Genomic DNA, 17,024 nt, shown 5'->3' with positions numbered 1-17,024 from the left:
ATGTTGGCAGCCATTCAGCGGGTTTGTTCGGCCAGCCGTTTGAACGTTCTCTCGTGACTTCGGCAATATTCGGGGTAACGAAGACGAATCGCTTCAAAAAAGTAGGGGGTATAGCTGCAATCAAATAATTCATGGGGAGTGGAGTGATGTTCGCCCCCCGCTTCGGTCCAGCCATTCCACAAATTAAAGGCGAGCCGGCATACCCGAGTGGAACTGCCGGTTTGCCAAGGGGCCGAAAGGCCTTCGGGCTTAATGCCGCCATTAGCAAAATCATACAAATCACGGATATGACTTCTGGTTTCTCGGGAAATGCCCAATGTATAGAACAATGCTCGGTGATAGCCGTCGTTGCATTTCCTTTCATCCATCATCTGAACATAAAACCTCTCGTGTTCATCATCTCGAAACCGAACCTGTTGCATCGTCACATACCCCTTTCGTATAGAATGCAGCGGCTGGTTGCAACCAGCCGCTGTCTGAACATGGTCCTCTATATAACCGTTCATTTTGGCAGGAAAATCGGACCCTCCCACGAAACGATTACATGTTTTTGAGCAAGGATTCCATTTGTTTCAAGCCCCGTTGAATCGATTTACGAACCGCCCGCTCATCGACATGCTCGGCTCTGGCAATATCGACTTTGCTCATATCCAAGAAATAATGGGCGTAAATCCGCCTGGCAGATTTCTCCGGCAAAAGGCACATTGCTTCATAAAGTTGCTGCCTTGAAAGTTTGCGCTCGTAATACTCCTCCGGTGAAATCGAAAGAAATAAAACATGCTGCTCAATCCCATCGTTGCGATCAAGCGAATAATAGGCCCGATGGCGATATGTTCGAAGTCTGTAAGCACCTTCTTCCAAGTCGAATCGCCGCATTTCGTGGGCAACTTCTTCATCTACATCAACCCATACATCCGACTTTATAAAAGGATACATATCCCGCAAATTCATCTTTTTCATTCATGTCCCTCCATTTTGGTTTGTTGGCAAACCAAAACAGAGGGGGGAGAACGACAGCCAACGCTACCTTTTGTGCCTTTGTATAACAGCTGTAGAAAACAAAAAGGACCTTGCCGGAGAGCGCGTCCACGCTCGATTGCGACTAGGTCCGATTGTGAAATTGAATTATATTCTTGCCGATATTTTCGCCGATTGCAGTTATGAGCAATAAGCATACATCGCCTTCACCCTCTTTCTCACCTGGCAACACCGTGTGAGAAATTAAGCGGGCTATGATGCATGGCGCTGCCCTTGTGCCGTTCAACTCCTTGGCATCTGATATTTAGCCGACAACTGCATTAGCAATATAGAAAAGCGCCGTACTTCCTTCCGCTGGGCATCAGGGAAAGAAACGACGCTTGTAAAAAAGTAATCACTGATTTTTCTTGTTGCTACCGTGGCACTGTCTGTCCACATTATCAACATAACACGAAACATGTGCATATGGCGTGCATAGTTAGTGCATAAAAAGGGCAAAACCAGTGCAGCATTCGGAACATGTTCCATGCGGCGCCGGCACTCCGACCCTCAAAGTTGAATACGGGGGTCAAATCTATGTGCAATGCGTCTTCTGAATTCATTCAATCTGCTTGAGACGACTCCAAATCCAGCAAAAACGCCCTATCTTTAATTTTCATGTAAATTTTGCGTAAAATTCGCTTCCGATGATAAAAGTACGCGCGGCGGGAAAGTGCCAGACGACTTATGGCATCTGAGGACGCAATATTATCAATATATCTCAATCGAACAAATAAGCCTTCTTCCGAGGTAAGCGACGTAAGAGCGTAGTCGATAAGACTGATTCTGGATAGCAATAATGGAATTTCATGTTCAGTGATCTGTATGCGTCGAATGACCGTTCGTAATACCGTTTCCTGTTTTCTGCCTCTGCTATGAGCCGCAACCATATGAAGGGTGCGCGTCAATTCTGGGATGTGAGCGAGTTCGGATTGAACATACTTCAATCTCGCTTTCCAGTCGTTATAGGACTTCAGCCACGATTCAACCTTTTCAAAGGGAACAGGGGCCAGATCTGCGACATCAGACACCCCTCCTTGCTGTGCATGCTTTCTTAACGTATTCCTCCGCCTGTTTGGCCCATCAATCGACTTCGTTGTACATTGTTCACGCTCCATTTCCATCGTCATCTACCCTTCTTTTCTAGATTCGCCAAAGTTGACAAGGCTATTTTCATAGTCTTCCTTTCCCTTTTTGCGACGCTCACCCCCGGTCGTATTTTCCTAAAAATCTCCCTCTTCATCAACCATTTTACCTATAAAGCGCTTAAAAATGGAGGGTGAAATTTTCATCAACACGATCAGCTCATAAAGTGTCGAATAAACACAAATTAACTCGAATTAAATACAAATTGCTAACACAAGGTTCGATCTTGACGATCGTACAAGCCTCTTCGTTTCGCTTTCTCGGCTGCTTCATGAATGGAACTGACATTGAACTTTCGAATGATGTTACGAATGTGCGATTTCATAGTGTTCTCTGTAACGCCTAATAACTCTCTAATTACCGGCTGTTTATAGCCCCACCCGATCAACTGCAAGATCTCTTTTTCAGTGGGGGTCAGCATGCAGTGTAATTCTTTACGCTTATCAAGCCCAATTTCATTACGGATTATGGATGCAGCATCTGCATGAAGGGAAGCCTGTCCCCGATAGGCTTCTCTGACGGCGTGCACGACATCCACATAGTTGATCTTGGTAATATAATTGATTGCTCCGGCCAACACAGCTTCCACAATGATTTCAGGCTCGCAGAGGGAGGTCAAGATGATGATTGGCATCAATTTTATTTTTAGAACTTCGGAAATTGTATGGAGTCCGTCCTGCCCCGATGAATGTAACACCGGATCAAGAATCATCACATCTAAATCCAATTGCTCACTCGCTCGAATGGCCGACTCCTTGTTTGTTGCAATATGAAATAGATTCATATCCGTCTCCGCATTGATCATTTCCGTCATCCGATGCTGCCAAATGGGGTCGCTGTCCACCAGCAGTACTTGTATCTTGCCTTCATTCCAACGCACGACTTCATCAACTTCTACGGGCATAACTTGCACGCTCCTCCATCTTATCATCACCTCGTTGATTGTTCTGGGAACACAAAAAAGACACGCCCCCGAAAGGCCGTGCCTTTAACTGACAGCATTAGCGAGGGTAACCCGGCGATCATTGCACGCAGGCAGAAGACCCGTGGCTTTGCGTCCCAGTCTTTCGAACTGGTTTGCCTTTTTCCTATGTCGCTTTATGATATATCGGGACAACTGATCAGATAGTCATGCATGCCCGTTAGGATGAAACCCAATCGCTACTGGATGATCCTGCTATTACCGCTTCAGTTGCCTCTCTTTCGTAGCAAATCGAGCTTTGGCAGGATTAACTTTATAGCTTACTAAGGTCGGGATGGACAGCATCGTCGGCATCCGTAGAGAGCGAGAGTTCTTCCCATTTGGCCAGTTCTGCGAGCTTCAACTCGTCAGCTTGCCGGATCATGTTCACGGCATCGCTGCCCAAAGCGAGCCATTGCGGCGGCTCTTCCATGTCGGCCACTTGAAGAATGATCTTCGCAGCCTTCTTGGGGTCCCCGATGGGACGTCTCCCCGTCCTGGCCGCGTCGCTGAAGATATTCAGCAGTATGCCGACTGTCTCTTGATACGCTTCGCCAGGCGGAATGATCTTCATCGAGGATCCTGCCCAGTCGGTACGGAAACCGCCGGGTTCAATCAAAGTTACTTTCACCCCGAAAGGCTTGGTCTCTGCGGCAAGCACGCCGGAAAATCCTTCGACGCCATGCTTGGCGGCCGTGTATGCGGCGAGTCCCGGTCCTGCCGGGCGGCGTCCGCCGATCGTGGAGAATTGAATGAACCGCCCGCTCTTTTGCTTTCGGAAGACCGGAACCGCCGCGCGGCTAACATGGACGACACCGAACAGATTGGTCTCGATCTGGGCGCGGAACTGTTCCGACGGCGTTTCCTCAATCGATCCGAGATCGGCGTATCCGGCGTTGTTCACGACAACATCGATTCGACCGAATTTCTCTACGGCTTGCGCAATGGCCTGTTTGGCTTCGTTCTCATCGGTAACATCCAGTCGAACGGCATAGGCGCGTCCTTCGCTTGCGGATACCAGTTCTCGCAACGTCTCCGGATTTCGCGCCGTTGCCACCACCAGATCGCCCCGTTCAAGCGCGGCTTCAGCAATGGCGCGGCCAAATCCGCGCGAGGCTCCTGTAATAAACCATACTTTTGCAGGCATAACTTTCGCCCTCCTTATTGAATGAACGTTTAATTAATTACTTCCTCATTAAACCACACGCCAAATCCGGTTGTCAAATGAACGTTTATTCAAGTATAATGATCCCATGATGAAAAGAGATCCCGAATCCAAAAAACGACAGCTTCTTGACGCCGCCTTGAAGGAATTCGCCGCTCGCGGCCTGGCCGGAAGCCGGGTCGATCAAATTGCCGAGCGAGCCGGGTGCAGTGCAGGACTGGTATATACCTATTTTGGCAGCAAGGACGAATTGTTCGACGCTGTGTTGCATTTTATTGTCAACGAGACTATAACCAATATTCCCATTATTCCAGAAGACCTGCCCGAGTATGCAGGAAAGCTATTCGATGCGAGCGTGCAGCATCCTGAAGTCGCTCGTGTAATCATGTGGCACCGACTCGAACGAGGCGGGACCGATCAACTGATCCCCGGAAGCATCGAGGCCGCTCGTCATAAAATCGATGTCATTCGAGCCGCTCAAGAGGACGGAAGGCTTTCATCCCGGTTTGACGCGGAACAATTGATGATACTTGTTCAAAGCATCGCTGCTTTGTGGTCGTCCCAACCTCCCGAGATCGCAGAACTGGCGGCCGCGAAATCGGATCATGCACGTCGACGCGCAACGGTAGTTGAGGCCGTCAGACAATTGATTTCCAAGTCCGGAGAGATAGAAATATAGAGAGCTTTAGGTACAGCCCTGAAGATAAAAACGACTACACACTGTACTTACAGTTTGAACCGGCGGCTAGTCATTCGTCGGTTATTTTTTTAGTCGTCTTAATTTTTGGATCGTGCATTTTAATGTTCGCTTCCTTATCATTCATGCCCCACTTTCAAACCGGCGGGGGTGTTGCTGACATCTGTTTCGCCATCGTTTTCTATCCTCTGTTCTGCCGCTTGCACGTTTGCTGGAAAAAGGCGTGAAATATGCGGCTTTGCTCTATTGCCTCTCTCTTTGATTTGTCTTCTATCTGCCAGAGGGAAAGTAGGTATAAAGCCGGGCAGCAGTTCTGCAGACGCTTCCCTGGAGGAAGAGGGTTTATACGCGGATTTCGCGGCATATAAGGCTAATTCGGCTAATACGGTTAAACTAGCCGGAGGTGGAAATAGAACGTCATCCCTTCCGGCGTGCTATGTGCTCCGAACGCCTGTTCATGAAGCAGCATAATTTCCTTAACGACCGAAAGCCCCAGTCCAGTTCCGCCCGCTTTACGGTTCCGCGAGTCTTCCCCGCGGTAGAAACGCTCCCAAATCAAAGGCAGCTGATCCTGCGGAATAAGCGGCCCCTGGTTGGTAACGGAAACACGGAGAAATTCCGGCTGAGCCTCCAGACGGATCAAGACGGCGCTGCCTTCGGTTCCATAACGGATCGCGTTGCTGAGTAAATTAAGCAGCACCTGCTCAATTTTTTCCTTGTCGGCCTTCACCCGGCTTCCGGCTTCGCCTTCCATTTGAAAGGTCATACGCTTGTCCCGGGCCAAACGCGACATCTTCTCCACGGCTTCTGCAGCCAGTTCCTCAAATGAAAAAACACTTTCTTTCAGCGGAGCCGAGCCCGCCTCAAGCCGGGTCAGCTCCAGCATGTCAGCCACCAGCTTCTCCATCCGATCCGCTTCCCGGAGAATCGTCCGGGCATAGCGGTCGCGTTTATTGTCGGCCACATGATCCAGCAGCCCTTCGGCAAATCCTTTGACAATGCTGATCGGTGTCTTCAGCTACTTGTTCCCGGATGATCGGATAGTCGTATCCCTTGTCAAGAAATATGTTGCGGGCAGTATAAAACCACGATTCTTTGGGAAAATTTGATTTCAAATGAATCCTCAGGTATCAAATCTTGTTATTTTGAACGCAACTCTTGGCAAGGAGCATTAATTTATGTACGAGCAAATTAAAACGCAATTTATTAAAAATGATGATTTTTTTCAACAGGAAGAAATAATTGGAGATTCCCCACTCCTTTTTTGCGGGTTGAACTCCATGATTGATCTTCCACGAACAATTGCCGATCTTAAGATATCCGATCGTGGCAGCAAAATATACAGACTTCATGAAGAAAAGAAAACCAGCCCCGAGTCTGTTGTTAATTCTATACTCTCGGGGAAACTTGCAATTTTTGATATCCACAAAACACAATGCCTCATCATTGAGCCAATTCCGAGGCAACTAAATCGTTCTGTCCAATCGTCAACTAATGAGAATGTCGTTCAAGGTACATTGGCGGCATTTATTGAGGACTTAACTTCCAATATTGGCATCGTTCGCGAACAACTTCGATCCACACACTTAAGAGTTAAAATAAATGAAATTGGATCAACAAAGAAGACAAAATTAGCTGTGCTGTACCTTGAAGGATCTGCGGATAACAGATTAGTTCAGCGAATTGAACAACAGATACGATCGGGAAGCTCAATCGATATCAGCTCGATACAGGAGGTTTCTAAATTACTTGGATTCCATAAATGGTCATTGATTCCCCAATTTAAGACAACCGAATTGTCGGATGAAGCAGCTAACGTTTTAGAGCAAGGCAGAGTTGTTTTGTTCGTCGATCGAATGCCTTTTGCTTTATCACTACCTAACTACTGGTGGGACACTTTTCTATTAAGCAACGATCGTCAACTTCCCAGGCCGATTATGTTCGCCGTTCGGGCACTCCGTATTTTCGGCACATTTGTATCGATTACATTACCTTCCCTATATGTGGCCTTAGTAGCAGTCAACCCGGAAGTATTACGGATTCAGTTAGCGCTTTCCGTTGCACTCAGCCGCGAAGGTGTTCCTTACCCTGCGATACTTGAAACACTTATCATGCTCCTGCTGCTTGAATTGATTCTTGAAGCAAGTATCAGACTGCCGCAAAGTGTCGGCCCCACCATAACCATGGTCGGTGGGATCATTCTTGGCCAAGCGGTCGTATCAGCCAAACTCGTCAGTAATTTACTCATTATTATTGTCGCAGCAACCACGATCGCGAATTCAACGCTAGTTGGAATTCAAAATAGTTACTTGGTGAGATCGCTTAAATATATAACCTTGATATTGGCCGCAATCTTTGGGGTAATGGGGATATTCATCGGTGTTGTTATGATTTGCGGTCTCCTCGCAAGCGAACATACATACGGAATATCCTATATCCGTCTACCATTTACGAAAGATGAGGTCGAACATGACTAGAAGTTTACATGTAATATTGATGTATATTCTGACTCAATTAGCGTTAATTTTTTTTCTATACCCGGGAGATATAATCGAGAGTACTACTGAAAGCCATTGGATCGCTATCCTAATGGGGTTTGGAATTTACTTTGCTTTTCTCTGGATATTTATGAAGGGAATGAGCTACGGCCAAGGAAGAGATATGGTGCGCTTATACTTGAGGATGGGTAAACTACCTGCCGCCATTTTACTCCTCCCGGTCCTTTATTACTTTATAATTGAAACTGCACTAACTATTCGTGCTTATTCAGAAATCATGACAATCGTCTTTCTCTCGAGCACACCCTTATGGGCAATTATGTTAATATTACTTCTCGGATCAACTTTTTTAGCTGCCAAGGGATTGAGAACCATTTTAGGGACAGGATTTTTAGTTGCCTGTTTCGGGCTTCCATTAATTCTGTTTATTTATATAGCTTCGTTTCAAAATGTTGATTGGCGATATATATATCCTTTATTGAGTAACCATTTTTCTTTTTTGACCACCCCGTCTTACTATAAAAGTTTCTTTGTTTACTCAGGCAGTTTCCTTTTTCTTGGCTTTGTACAGCCATACTATAAGTTTCAAATTCGGAGTCTGCTGGTTACTTCGCTTTGCTTGCTGCCACTGCTCCTCAGTTCTGTGTATATTCCCGTTCTGACGTTTGGGGAAGCCACTGCCCGTACATTGTTCTTTCCTTACATTGTGGTTTTGGATATTCTTCAAATTGATTGGCTCATGTTTGAACGAGTCGCTGTTTTTTTCCTGCTCAGTTTAATTTCAATGATGTTGTTGTTTCTTGCCCTGACCATTTGGCAGTCTGTTCGTATAGCAAGTCAGTTTCTTCCCAAAATTCCCTCGACCTATCTATTGATCGGGATTGTTTCCGGAGTATTTGTCATTTGCCAATCCATAACGAGTTGGGAAAATGTTCACCAGTTATTTGTTTGGAATATCTGGGTTCGTTTTTATATACTGATCGTCGTACCGGTCACTGTCTTTTGTTTGGGACGCCATGCCTTGAGAGGTGCATCCGATGATAAAAATGGTTCCAATTGTTAAAACGCTAGCTTTGACAATGATCATTGCATTATTAACTGGTTGTTGGGACAACAAAGACATTAACCATCGTACGTTACCGATTGTGATGGGGATTTCAAGCTACAACAATATTTATCAAGTTTTTTTACAAATCCCCGAGCCTGTTGAAAATCGTCTTCGGATAAAAATTGTTGAAGAAGAAGGTCATACGATTACTCAAGCAATAGACCGCATAAGCGAAAACATGGAGAGTCAAATTGATTTACTTCACCTTAAAGTGATTTTGCTTGATAAAAAACTGGCTTTAGCGGGTATGAACGATGTCTTCTCCTACCTGGTAAGAAGCAAAGATATTTCGCCTAAAGCGCTTGTTGTACTAAGCGAAGAAGAACCCCGTGTTTTTTTTGAGAGCACTAAAGATAAAGTAAATCCCGAAGGCAACAATTTCCCCGATTTTTTTGAGAAAGATGCCGGTTGGAATCCACAAATCGCATTAACGAGAATTTGGCAAGTTTATCGCAGCGTACATTCCTACACACAGGATGTAGTTCTGCCTATTGTCAGGCCGGGTCGATCAACCACAATAGATCATGTTGGCTCGGCAATCATCAAAAATGGACGGATGGTCGGCCAAATCAATGCCGACGAAACACTCCTGGTTAATATGTTCCATGGTCATAGCGCGCAAGGAAAAATTGAAGTTATGGAGCATGCAAGTATCTTGATTAACCAGGCTTCGATTCGCCATCATGCTCAAGTCATTGATGGAAAACCCGGCTTAAAGACTCATATGACAATAACGGTCAGTATTCTTGAAAATAGGGGGAATGTGTCAGCAAACATCATAAAAAAAGAATTGAGCGAACTGATCAACTCAAGATTTGAACGACTGTTTACTCAAGCAAGAAGAGAACAGGCAGACATTCTTTCGCTTGGTCAGGAATTTCGAAAAATCTTTCCAAGATGGAGGTTAAAGGATTGGCGTGATAAAATCTATCCTGATTTAAATGTAGATTTTGATGTAAACATTATTATTCAGGACCAAGGGTTCTTAAAGGGTGTCTAATCAATTATACGGTCGGATGTGGAGAGCCGCTGTATGATTATAGTTTATTACCCACAACAAATGGCGGCCGTATCGCTACGATAGCCGCCATTATCATTTATTGAAACCTTGTCGTCACAGCCCGGCCAGGAATACGCACGCCCAGCTTTGTCTCTTGCGCTTCTAACCTTTTTCTCTCTGGGCGCGGTTCCCGGCTTCGATGATTACTACGCTTGCATATGCTCGACCTCGGCTTTGTAAATGTCGAACAGATGCGCCAGGGAGCTGCGAATGTCGTCGGCGTTCTTCGATTCAACCGCCTTGGCGAGATCGATCTGCCCCTGCAGCAAGGAGTTGGCATCGGCCTGCACCGCAACCAACTTCGCTCCGGCTGTCGTCGTGCTATCGCCTTCCGACAGCTTAACCGTTACGCCCTGCACCGCAACCGCTTTGCCGGCCGGAATATCCTTGCCGGTGAAATCGATGTCCGTATCAACCGGTGTCAGCGCAAGACCGGAAGCATCGGCTTTCCCGATATTGTTCTCGCCACCGGACACCGTTGCAAACCCTTCTTTCAACACCGTTCCATCCATTGTATTCCCTGTCTGTCCGTCGAAGTCGATAGAACTTTGCGACGGAACAAGCGACTGCACCGCAACCGCTTCGCCGGCCGGAATATCCTTGCCGGTGAAATCGATGTCCGCATCAACCGGCGTGAGCGCGAGGGGGCTGCCGTCCGGTGTCAGCGCAATGCTTGGCGAGTCGACCCTCAGCGCTTGTCCGGCGTTGGCGTTCAGGGCGTCGTATTTGGCCAGCAGGCTTTCCCACGCTTGGACCGTATCCGGCGCATAGCGCTTGGCGACCGCCAGCGGGTCCTGCAGCTTGAACGCGAGAGCCGAAGCCGCGGTGACCGCTTTGACCGGACCATCGGAAGAGAGCGGCGCGGCGTTGGCGGCGATCGGGCTGGCCAAGGCGGACAGCATCAGGGCGGACAGGGCGACTCTGTTGACGATACGTTTTTTGTTGTTCATGAGAGAACATCTCCTTTGAAGTGTAGTTTGTCTTACAGGTCTCAGTGTATCGCCCAACGATGGCAGGACATTGGTGAAATTGTGGAAAAACGATGGCACAAACCGCTAACGGAACGACACTTGTTATAATGAATAACAGAAAGGGGATTTTTCGCATGAACGATTATTTCATCGCCGTCGTGGACGATGATCAGCATATACGCAATCTCGTAGAAGCCTATTTAGTGAAGGAAAATTTCCGCACGATCGGGCTGTCCTCCGCCGAGGAGGCATGGATGCTGTGGCGGAACAACCCGCCCGATCTGTGGGTGCTCGACATTATGCTGCCGGGCATGGACGGCTACGAACTGTGCCGCCGTATTCGCGAGGAAGCCGACGTGCCCATCATCATCATCTCCGCCAAAGACGGAGAGGTCGACAAAATTCTCGGCCTGGAGCTGGGCAGCGACGACTATCTGGTCAAGCCCTTTAGCCCCAGAGAGCTGGTCGCCCGGGTGAAGCGGCATCTGCAGCGCTGGTACAAGCCGCGCCGGAGCGAAGACTCCCCGGGAAAGACGTCCCCCGCCCAGCCGATCGTCGAGGTCGGGCTGCTGCAGCTTCTGCCGGAGGAACGGCGCGCATTCTGGGACAAGCAGGAAATCGACTTGACGTTTAAGGAATTCGCGCTGCTGCAAGTGTTCGCCGAGCATCCTAACCGGGCTTATACCCGCGAAGAGCTGCTCGTTCTCGTTTGGGGCGACGATTACTTCGGCAGCGACCGCGCCGTCGATCACCTGATTAAGCGGCTGCGCAAAAAAATCGAGCCGTTGCCGATCGAAGCGGTATGGGGACACGGCTATCGGCTGCGGACGGAGGGGGGAGAACAAGGATGAAGCTGGTTCATCAAATAAATCTGGCCTTCAGCCTGCTTCTGGTCATCATGTTAGGGGCGACTGCGATTCTGATTCACTACGTGCTGCTGGATCATCTGATCGTCGCCCAGAAGCGCGAGATGCACACGCTCAGCGCCAGCATAGCTACGTCGCTGCAGACGCAGGGCATCCTGACGGAAGCAGGCCCAATCAACAGCGCGGGCGACATCTCTGCGCTTCAGGGAACGGCAGTGCCCCTGACCCAGGGAGTACAGGCGATTGTGTCCGACCCGAACGGCAACGTGCTGTCAGGCACGCTTCCGGGGCAGTCGGAATTGGCAATCGGCGGCGACATTTCCCTCACCCCCGCTTCGCCGATCAGCAGCGAAACGTTGGAGGCGCTGCAGAGCGGTAAGGACAGACGTTACATCGTAGATGTCAGTTCTGTTCCTCAAGGCACATTGACGCTCGTCACGCCGATGAGCAAGGTGAGCGAACTGGAGCAGGCGCTGTTCGGACGGCTACTGATCGTGCTCGGCGTTGGCGGCGTGCTCGTGCTTCTTCTCAGCCTGATCATCACGAGAAGGCTCATCCGTCCGCTGATAAAACTGCGAGAGGAACTAAAGAAGGTGAAGGAGCGCCGCTTCGCCGATGTCAGTGTCGTGCGGGCCGGAGGCGAAATCGGCGCCGTCGCCCGGACGGTGTATGATCTGGCAGGAGAACTGGATCGCTATATCCGCGTGCAGAAGCAGTTTTTTCAGAATGCTTCCCACGAATTGAAAACGCCGCTGATGTCGATCGCCGGATATGCGGAAGGCATCCGCGACGGCGTATTCGAAGGCGACGGCATGCGCAAGGGGCTGGACATCATTATCGGCGAGAGCGGCCGGCTCAAAAAAATCGTCTCGGAGATGACCTTGCTGGCGAAGCTGGATAGCGAGGCGGACATTTTCCGTCCGGCATCGGTTCGGATAAAGGAGCTGCTCGACGATACGGTCGAGCGCGTCAATCCGCTGCTGACGACCAGAGGGCTGCGGCTGGAGCTGCGGTATGAGGACGAAGCGGCCGAACGCGGCGCCGTCCGGGCCGATCGCGACAAGCTGCTGCAAGCGCTGTTGAACGTGCTCGCGAACGCAGCGAGGTACGCCAGACAGACAGTCGAGGTGGGTGTTGGCATGAAGAACGGTACGATTGTCATTACGATCGCCGATGACGGGGACGGCATTCCAAAGGAGCTGCTGCCGCATCTGTTCCACCGATTCGTCAAAGGCAAGGACGGAGAAAACGGACTGGGACTGGCCATTTCGCGCGCGATCGTGGAACGGTGCGGCGGCCGGATCGAAGCCGGCAACCGTGCGGAAGGGGGCGCATTGTTCGCGCTCCGTCTTCCCGCATGAACGCCTATCGCAGACGACAAGCTACGGTCCCTTCGCCCTCCGTTCGGCGGCTTTCCTTTATTTTTCCATGCCTTGGATCGTATGCAGTTCCATTCCGAACAACACGGTAACTCCGACCAGAGTTTGTCCGCACGTGGACAAGCTCTTTTTTGTAGTTATCCACAGTCCATTTCCGCTTTGTAGAGTAGATGTAAAGCATTGCATGATATCATAAATCGTACGAGCATGATGTGACATATCTATCATATCCTGCCGAAAAAATAGCGAAAATGCAATGAATGGAGGTACAGAGTGTTGAAATTTGTAAAACAAGCTCAGATGTCGCTGCTGATTACGGTGCTCCTGCTTGTATCCTTACTCACCCCCATGGCGGGCGCAGCGGCAGCTGAGGATACGGCGGTAACGGTATATGTTTCAGATGAAACAGGCGACAATACTTCGGGTACAGGCAGCGAAGAGCACCCCTACAAAACGCTGGATAAGGCTGTCGAGCAGGCGGTTGCACTGGCAAATGACGCATCTGAAACAGCGGCAACCGTCAAGCTGTTGACGGATCTTCCCCTGGAGGACAAACAGGCACTCAACGCAGAAGCGGTTGAGATTACGATTACGTCAGCTGAAGGCGGACCCTATTCGATCTATCGGAAGGCAGATTATTCTGGTCGGATGATTGAACTTAATGGAGGAACAGTCATTTTCGATCAACTGATGATCGACGGGAAAGACGTGGCCGTGACCGCTAACGACAGCAGGGGCATGGGCGTGTATGTCTATTCCGGCACTGCAATCTTTGAAACCGTCGAGATTAAAAATCATCGTATTGCCTCAAATTCCGGTACTGCTGTTATTTTCGCTTATGGGTCCGGGAAAGCAACCATTAAAGAGGGAACCCTCATTCAAAAGAATATCTTGAGCGGAAATTCTAACGGCAGCAATCCGAATGCAATCCTGAGCGCAGGTACAGGCGGTCACTTAATCATCGAAGGCGGCTTGATTACTGAGAATACGGTAGAAGCAGGAAGCGATGCTGTTATCGTGGGGATAGGCTTATATCTGACTCCTGTTTTTACGATGACGGGCGGCAAAATCACGAACAACCATTTATTCGGGAAGGGAGAGAATGAAGCTGGCGAAACAATAGGCAATGTTGCGGTAAACATGCGCGGTACTGCGTCACAGGCGCGCTTCGAGTTTAGCGGCGCCCCCTATGTATACGATAATAAGAATGCAGCAGGCGAGCAGCGCAATGTCTTCTTGAAGAACACAGCAGCTATTGGCAACGCCTATTTATTCTTAATTGGATCTATGACCAAAGGAGCAAAGGTTGGCGTTTATGCGAATATAATGCCTACACTTGCTGAGCCGATTGTCGATGTTGCCATAGGTCGTTATTATACACCGACCGCAACCGATGCGGAGTATTTTGTGTCAGATAAAGCATCGCAAGCGGAAATTCAATACAACGATGCCGGTCACAAAGTTATCCTGGCGCCAATTCCGCCGGAACTCGATCACGTCTGGCTGAATCAGGCTTCGGTTAATGGCAAGGAAATTACACTGGTGTTTAATGACGACATTGCTTTAACGGATTTAGACGGATTTGCTATAACAGTGGATGGAAATCCTGCATCCATTGAATCGTATCAGGTCAACGGAAACGAACTGGTGATCGTTCTGTCTGAACCGCCAACTGGCGATATTATTCTGAACTATACAGGAGAAGACGGCAATTTAAAAGGTTTGAATACAATGCCCGTAGCAGACTTTACGTTTCATTATGAAATAAGCTTCGTGAATGAATTTTCCGTTACTTCTCCTGCGGGCGATCCGGCGAAGGTCGCGGATTCGAGACCTAAAATTAAAGGAACGGTTGATGCAGGCTCGACTGTGAAAGTAATTGTTAAACAAAACGATGCTGAAGTCGCCGGGGCCGGCGGGTCTGCAACCGTTGATGAAGCCGGCAACTGGATCTTTTCACCAAATTTCGATCTGGAGGCTGGTACCTACACTTTTGAAATAACGGCAACAAGCTCTGATGGAACGAAAGTTCTGACCAAAACAAAAGAGATACTGGTAACGAACTCTCCTGTTCCGGTGAACGGCCGCTTTATTGAAGGGGAAAATACGGTTACGATAACATTTGATCGACCTGTAGCATTTGACGCGGGGTCACCTGTTGACGGTTTTTCTGTTTCGGTCGGGGGGACACCGGTGACCGTCGTAAGTGCGGTCGTCTATGATGCGGATCCAACACAAGTGGTGCTGACACTGCCGGAAGAAATCGAACTTTCCATTGATAAACCGGTGCATGTTGCTTATGAGGGCGAAACCGGACATCTGATTGGCTCTGGAGAAGGCGGTACACCTGTAGAGGATTTCGAACTTGATGCAGAAGACCCGGTTGCTGCCGCTCTGCAAATTACATCGCCGACAGGAAATGTGACGAATTCTACTCCAACGGTAACAGGAACCGTCTATGAACATACGGATACGCTGAGCGTAACGATCCGGGATTCCGCTGGAAATCCGGTGGATCCGGAAGGAACGTTGATCTGGGAGCCGGGCGTCACGACATGGTCTTACCAGGTCAAGGATGAACTGCCTCCCGGCACCTATACCATTACTGTGACTGGAACCGTCAACGGCCGTTCGGTAACGAAAGAAAGAACATTTACCATTGATGCCGATGATGATAACAGCGGCAGTTCTGGAGGCAGTTCCGGTGGAGGCACAGCCCCGTCAACACCTCAACCTCCTGCCGCTCAGCAACCTGCTGTCATTGAAGTTACTGTAGACGGTGTGGAAGATTCGTTTGCTTCGGGCGTCGTTGCTCAGACGAATGGTCGTCAGGTTACCACGGTTCAGGTCGAAGCTGATTTGTTAAACAAGGCATTGAACGCCGGGGACAAGCAGGATCTGGTCATCTACTCCCCGAATGAAGGGGATATGCATGTCACCGGGTTGACCGTTGCAGACGTCGAGCGGCTCGCGGATACCGGAACACGCCTGGAGATCGGCAATCTGCTGGCCATATATCCGGTTCCGGGCGAAGAATTGAACACTGACGGTATTTCCCGGCAGCTTGGAGGAGCAGCGACGAAAGATATCGATCTGAACATCGATATTGCTCGCGCATCGTCCGATTTGATCGCCCGTGCCGAGAATAGAGCAAAGTCCGAGGGATACGAGCTGCTGGTTGAACCGGTTACTTTGGACATGACATTTACTCATAACGGCGAGACGATTCAATCGGGTCTCTTGGACGGATATACCAAGAGATATATCGCATTGCCGGAAGACATCGATTTGAACCGCATTACGACAGGCGTCATTGTCTATCCGGACGGAAGTGTATATCACGTGCCTACCGTAGTGACTCAAATTCAGAACCGTTATTATGCGCTGATTAATGATCTGCGCGGGAGCGGAACCTACTCGGTTATTTGGAATCCACAGGACTTTGCGGATGTGAAAGGACATTGGGGACAGGAAGACATTAACAATATTGCGGCAAGACTCGATCTGAAAGGCAATGGAGACAACACCTTCTCCCCGTCCCGAGCCATTACTCGCTCCGAATTTGCGGAGATCGTGGTCCTTGGCTTGGGGTTAATGGGCATGGAAGCCGCAGATGGTCGGTTCCCGGATGTACCGGATTCGGCATGGTATCGCCGTTCGGTAGCCATCGCGAACGAATTTGGCATTGTCAAAGGATATGACAACGGAACGTTTGCAGGCCATCAGGAAATTACGAGAGAGCAAGGAATCGCGATGATTGCCCGCGCTTATCGCTTGATTCGCTCCGAGTCGCGGCTCGATGAAGCACAAATCAATGCGCTACTTGCAAAGTATGAAGACCGGTCTGCAGTTGCCGCATGGGCGAGGGAAGATATGGCCTTGATGATACAGGCCGGAATTGTGCAAGGACAAGATCAGCAGCGATTGAATCCGCAAACAAAGATTACACGTGCGGAAGTAGCGGCGCTGATTGCCAGACTGCTGAAGACAACCGACTTGATCGACAAATAAGAAGCTTCACAGGAACAGCCACCGCCGCTTTGATGGCGGTGGCTTGTTTGTTTCAATCGAGCAACATAAACCGCCACCCCATGACACGGACAGGATTGATATTATGAAACCACCCCTGATGAAAGACCACTCGGCAGGAGGATGT

14 protein-coding genes and 1 riboswitch are annotated in these 17,024 nt (G+C 49.2%); of the genes, 7 read left to right on the top strand and 7 right to left on the bottom strand.

The features are described from left to right. Window positions 1-14: 14 nt before the first annotated feature. The 5 genes from NYE74_RS29180 to NYE74_RS29160 form a co-directional block, all read right to left on the bottom strand. Window positions 15-422 (bottom strand): DUF6075 family protein, encoded by a 408-nt coding sequence (locus NYE74_RS29180; protein ID WP_341005413.1) that lies wholly within the window; start codon window positions 420-422, stop codon window positions 15-17. 118 nt (window positions 423-540) lie between these two features. Continuing rightward, complete coding sequence (locus NYE74_RS29175; protein ID WP_341005412.1) at window positions 541-960, bottom strand: RNA polymerase sigma factor; 420 nt, start codon at window positions 958-960, stop codon at window positions 541-543. Between the two features lie 620 nt (window positions 961-1,580). Then, complete coding sequence (locus NYE74_RS29170; protein WP_341005411.1) at window positions 1,581-2,141, bottom strand: hypothetical protein; 561 nt, start codon at window positions 2,139-2,141, stop codon at window positions 1,581-1,583. A 230-nt stretch (window positions 2,142-2,371) separates the two neighbouring features. Beyond that, window positions 2,372-3,067, bottom strand: a complete 696-nt coding sequence (locus tag NYE74_RS29165) for a response regulator transcription factor (RefSeq protein WP_341005410.1) — start codon at window positions 3,065-3,067, stop codon at window positions 2,372-2,374. 102 nt (window positions 3,068-3,169) lie between these two features. Next, window positions 3,170-3,255, bottom strand: a riboswitch (cyclic di-GMP riboswitch). Between the two features lie 143 nt (window positions 3,256-3,398). Next, complete coding sequence (locus NYE74_RS29160; RefSeq protein WP_341005409.1) at window positions 3,399-4,271, bottom strand: SDR family NAD(P)-dependent oxidoreductase; 873 nt, start codon at window positions 4,269-4,271, stop codon at window positions 3,399-3,401. A 106-nt stretch (window positions 4,272-4,377) separates the two neighbouring features. Here NYE74_RS29160 and NYE74_RS29155 point away from each other — a divergent pair, with 106 nt between their 5' ends. Continuing rightward, complete coding sequence (locus NYE74_RS29155; protein ID WP_341005408.1) at window positions 4,378-4,968, top strand: TetR family transcriptional regulator; 591 nt, start codon at window positions 4,378-4,380, stop codon at window positions 4,966-4,968. Window positions 4,969-5,374: 406 nt separating this feature from the next. Here NYE74_RS29155 and NYE74_RS29150 read toward each other — a convergent pair whose 3' ends face one another. Further along, window positions 5,375-5,992, bottom strand: coding sequence for a sensor histidine kinase (locus NYE74_RS29150; RefSeq protein WP_341005542.1), 618 nt, complete (start codon window positions 5,990-5,992; stop codon window positions 5,375-5,377). A 172-nt stretch (window positions 5,993-6,164) separates the two neighbouring features. Between NYE74_RS29150 and NYE74_RS29145 the strand changes: the two genes are divergently transcribed. The 3 genes from NYE74_RS29145 to NYE74_RS29135 are packed head-to-tail and all read left to right on the top strand — an operon-like array spanning window position 6,165 to window position 9,592. Continuing rightward, window positions 6,165-7,463: a spore germination protein gene (locus NYE74_RS29145; protein ID WP_341005407.1), complete on the top strand. Its 1,299-nt coding sequence runs from the start codon at window positions 6,165-6,167 to the stop codon at window positions 7,461-7,463. Next, window positions 7,456-8,547: a GerAB/ArcD/ProY family transporter gene (locus tag NYE74_RS29140; protein ID WP_341005406.1), complete on the top strand. Its 1,092-nt coding sequence runs from the start codon at window positions 7,456-7,458 to the stop codon at window positions 8,545-8,547. The genes NYE74_RS29145 and NYE74_RS29140 overlap by 8 nt, the downstream gene beginning before the upstream one ends. Beyond that, complete coding sequence (locus NYE74_RS29135) at window positions 8,522-9,592, top strand: Ger(x)C family spore germination protein (protein WP_341005405.1); 1,071 nt, start codon at window positions 8,522-8,524, stop codon at window positions 9,590-9,592. The genes NYE74_RS29140 and NYE74_RS29135 overlap by 26 nt, the downstream gene beginning before the upstream one ends. Before the next feature lie 206 nt (window positions 9,593-9,798). On the opposite strand, the gene NYE74_RS29130 is transcribed toward NYE74_RS29135, so the two are convergent. Continuing rightward, a complete protein-coding gene (locus NYE74_RS29130; protein ID WP_341005404.1) occupies window positions 9,799-10,602 on the bottom strand; it encodes a hypothetical protein in 804 nt (267 codons plus the stop codon). Between the two features lie 155 nt (window positions 10,603-10,757). Here NYE74_RS29130 and NYE74_RS29125 point away from each other — a divergent pair, with 155 nt between their 5' ends. From NYE74_RS29125 to NYE74_RS29115, 3 genes are all read left to right on the top strand, one after another. Next, window positions 10,758-11,474, top strand: coding sequence for a response regulator transcription factor (locus NYE74_RS29125; RefSeq protein ID WP_341005403.1), 717 nt, complete (start codon window positions 10,758-10,760; stop codon window positions 11,472-11,474). Beyond that, on the top strand, window positions 11,471-12,850 hold the full coding sequence (locus tag NYE74_RS29120) for a sensor histidine kinase (protein WP_341005402.1): 1,380 nt from the start codon (window positions 11,471-11,473) through the stop codon (window positions 12,848-12,850). Before NYE74_RS29125 ends, NYE74_RS29120 begins: the two co-directional genes overlap by 4 nt. A gap of 294 nt (window positions 12,851-13,144) precedes the next feature. Then, complete coding sequence (locus tag NYE74_RS29115) at window positions 13,145-16,879, top strand: S-layer homology domain-containing protein (protein ID WP_341005401.1); 3,735 nt, start codon at window positions 13,145-13,147, stop codon at window positions 16,877-16,879. The last annotated feature ends 145 nt before the right edge of the window (window positions 16,880-17,024 follow it).

Source organism: Paenibacillus sp. FSL P4-0127 (assembly GCF_038007325.1).
Taxonomy (GTDB): domain Bacteria; phylum Bacillota; class Bacilli; order Paenibacillales; family Paenibacillaceae; genus Fontibacillus; species Fontibacillus macerans.
The sequence above is the reverse complement of the archived record's forward strand: the minus strand, read 5'-3'. Positions and strand labels throughout refer to the sequence as shown.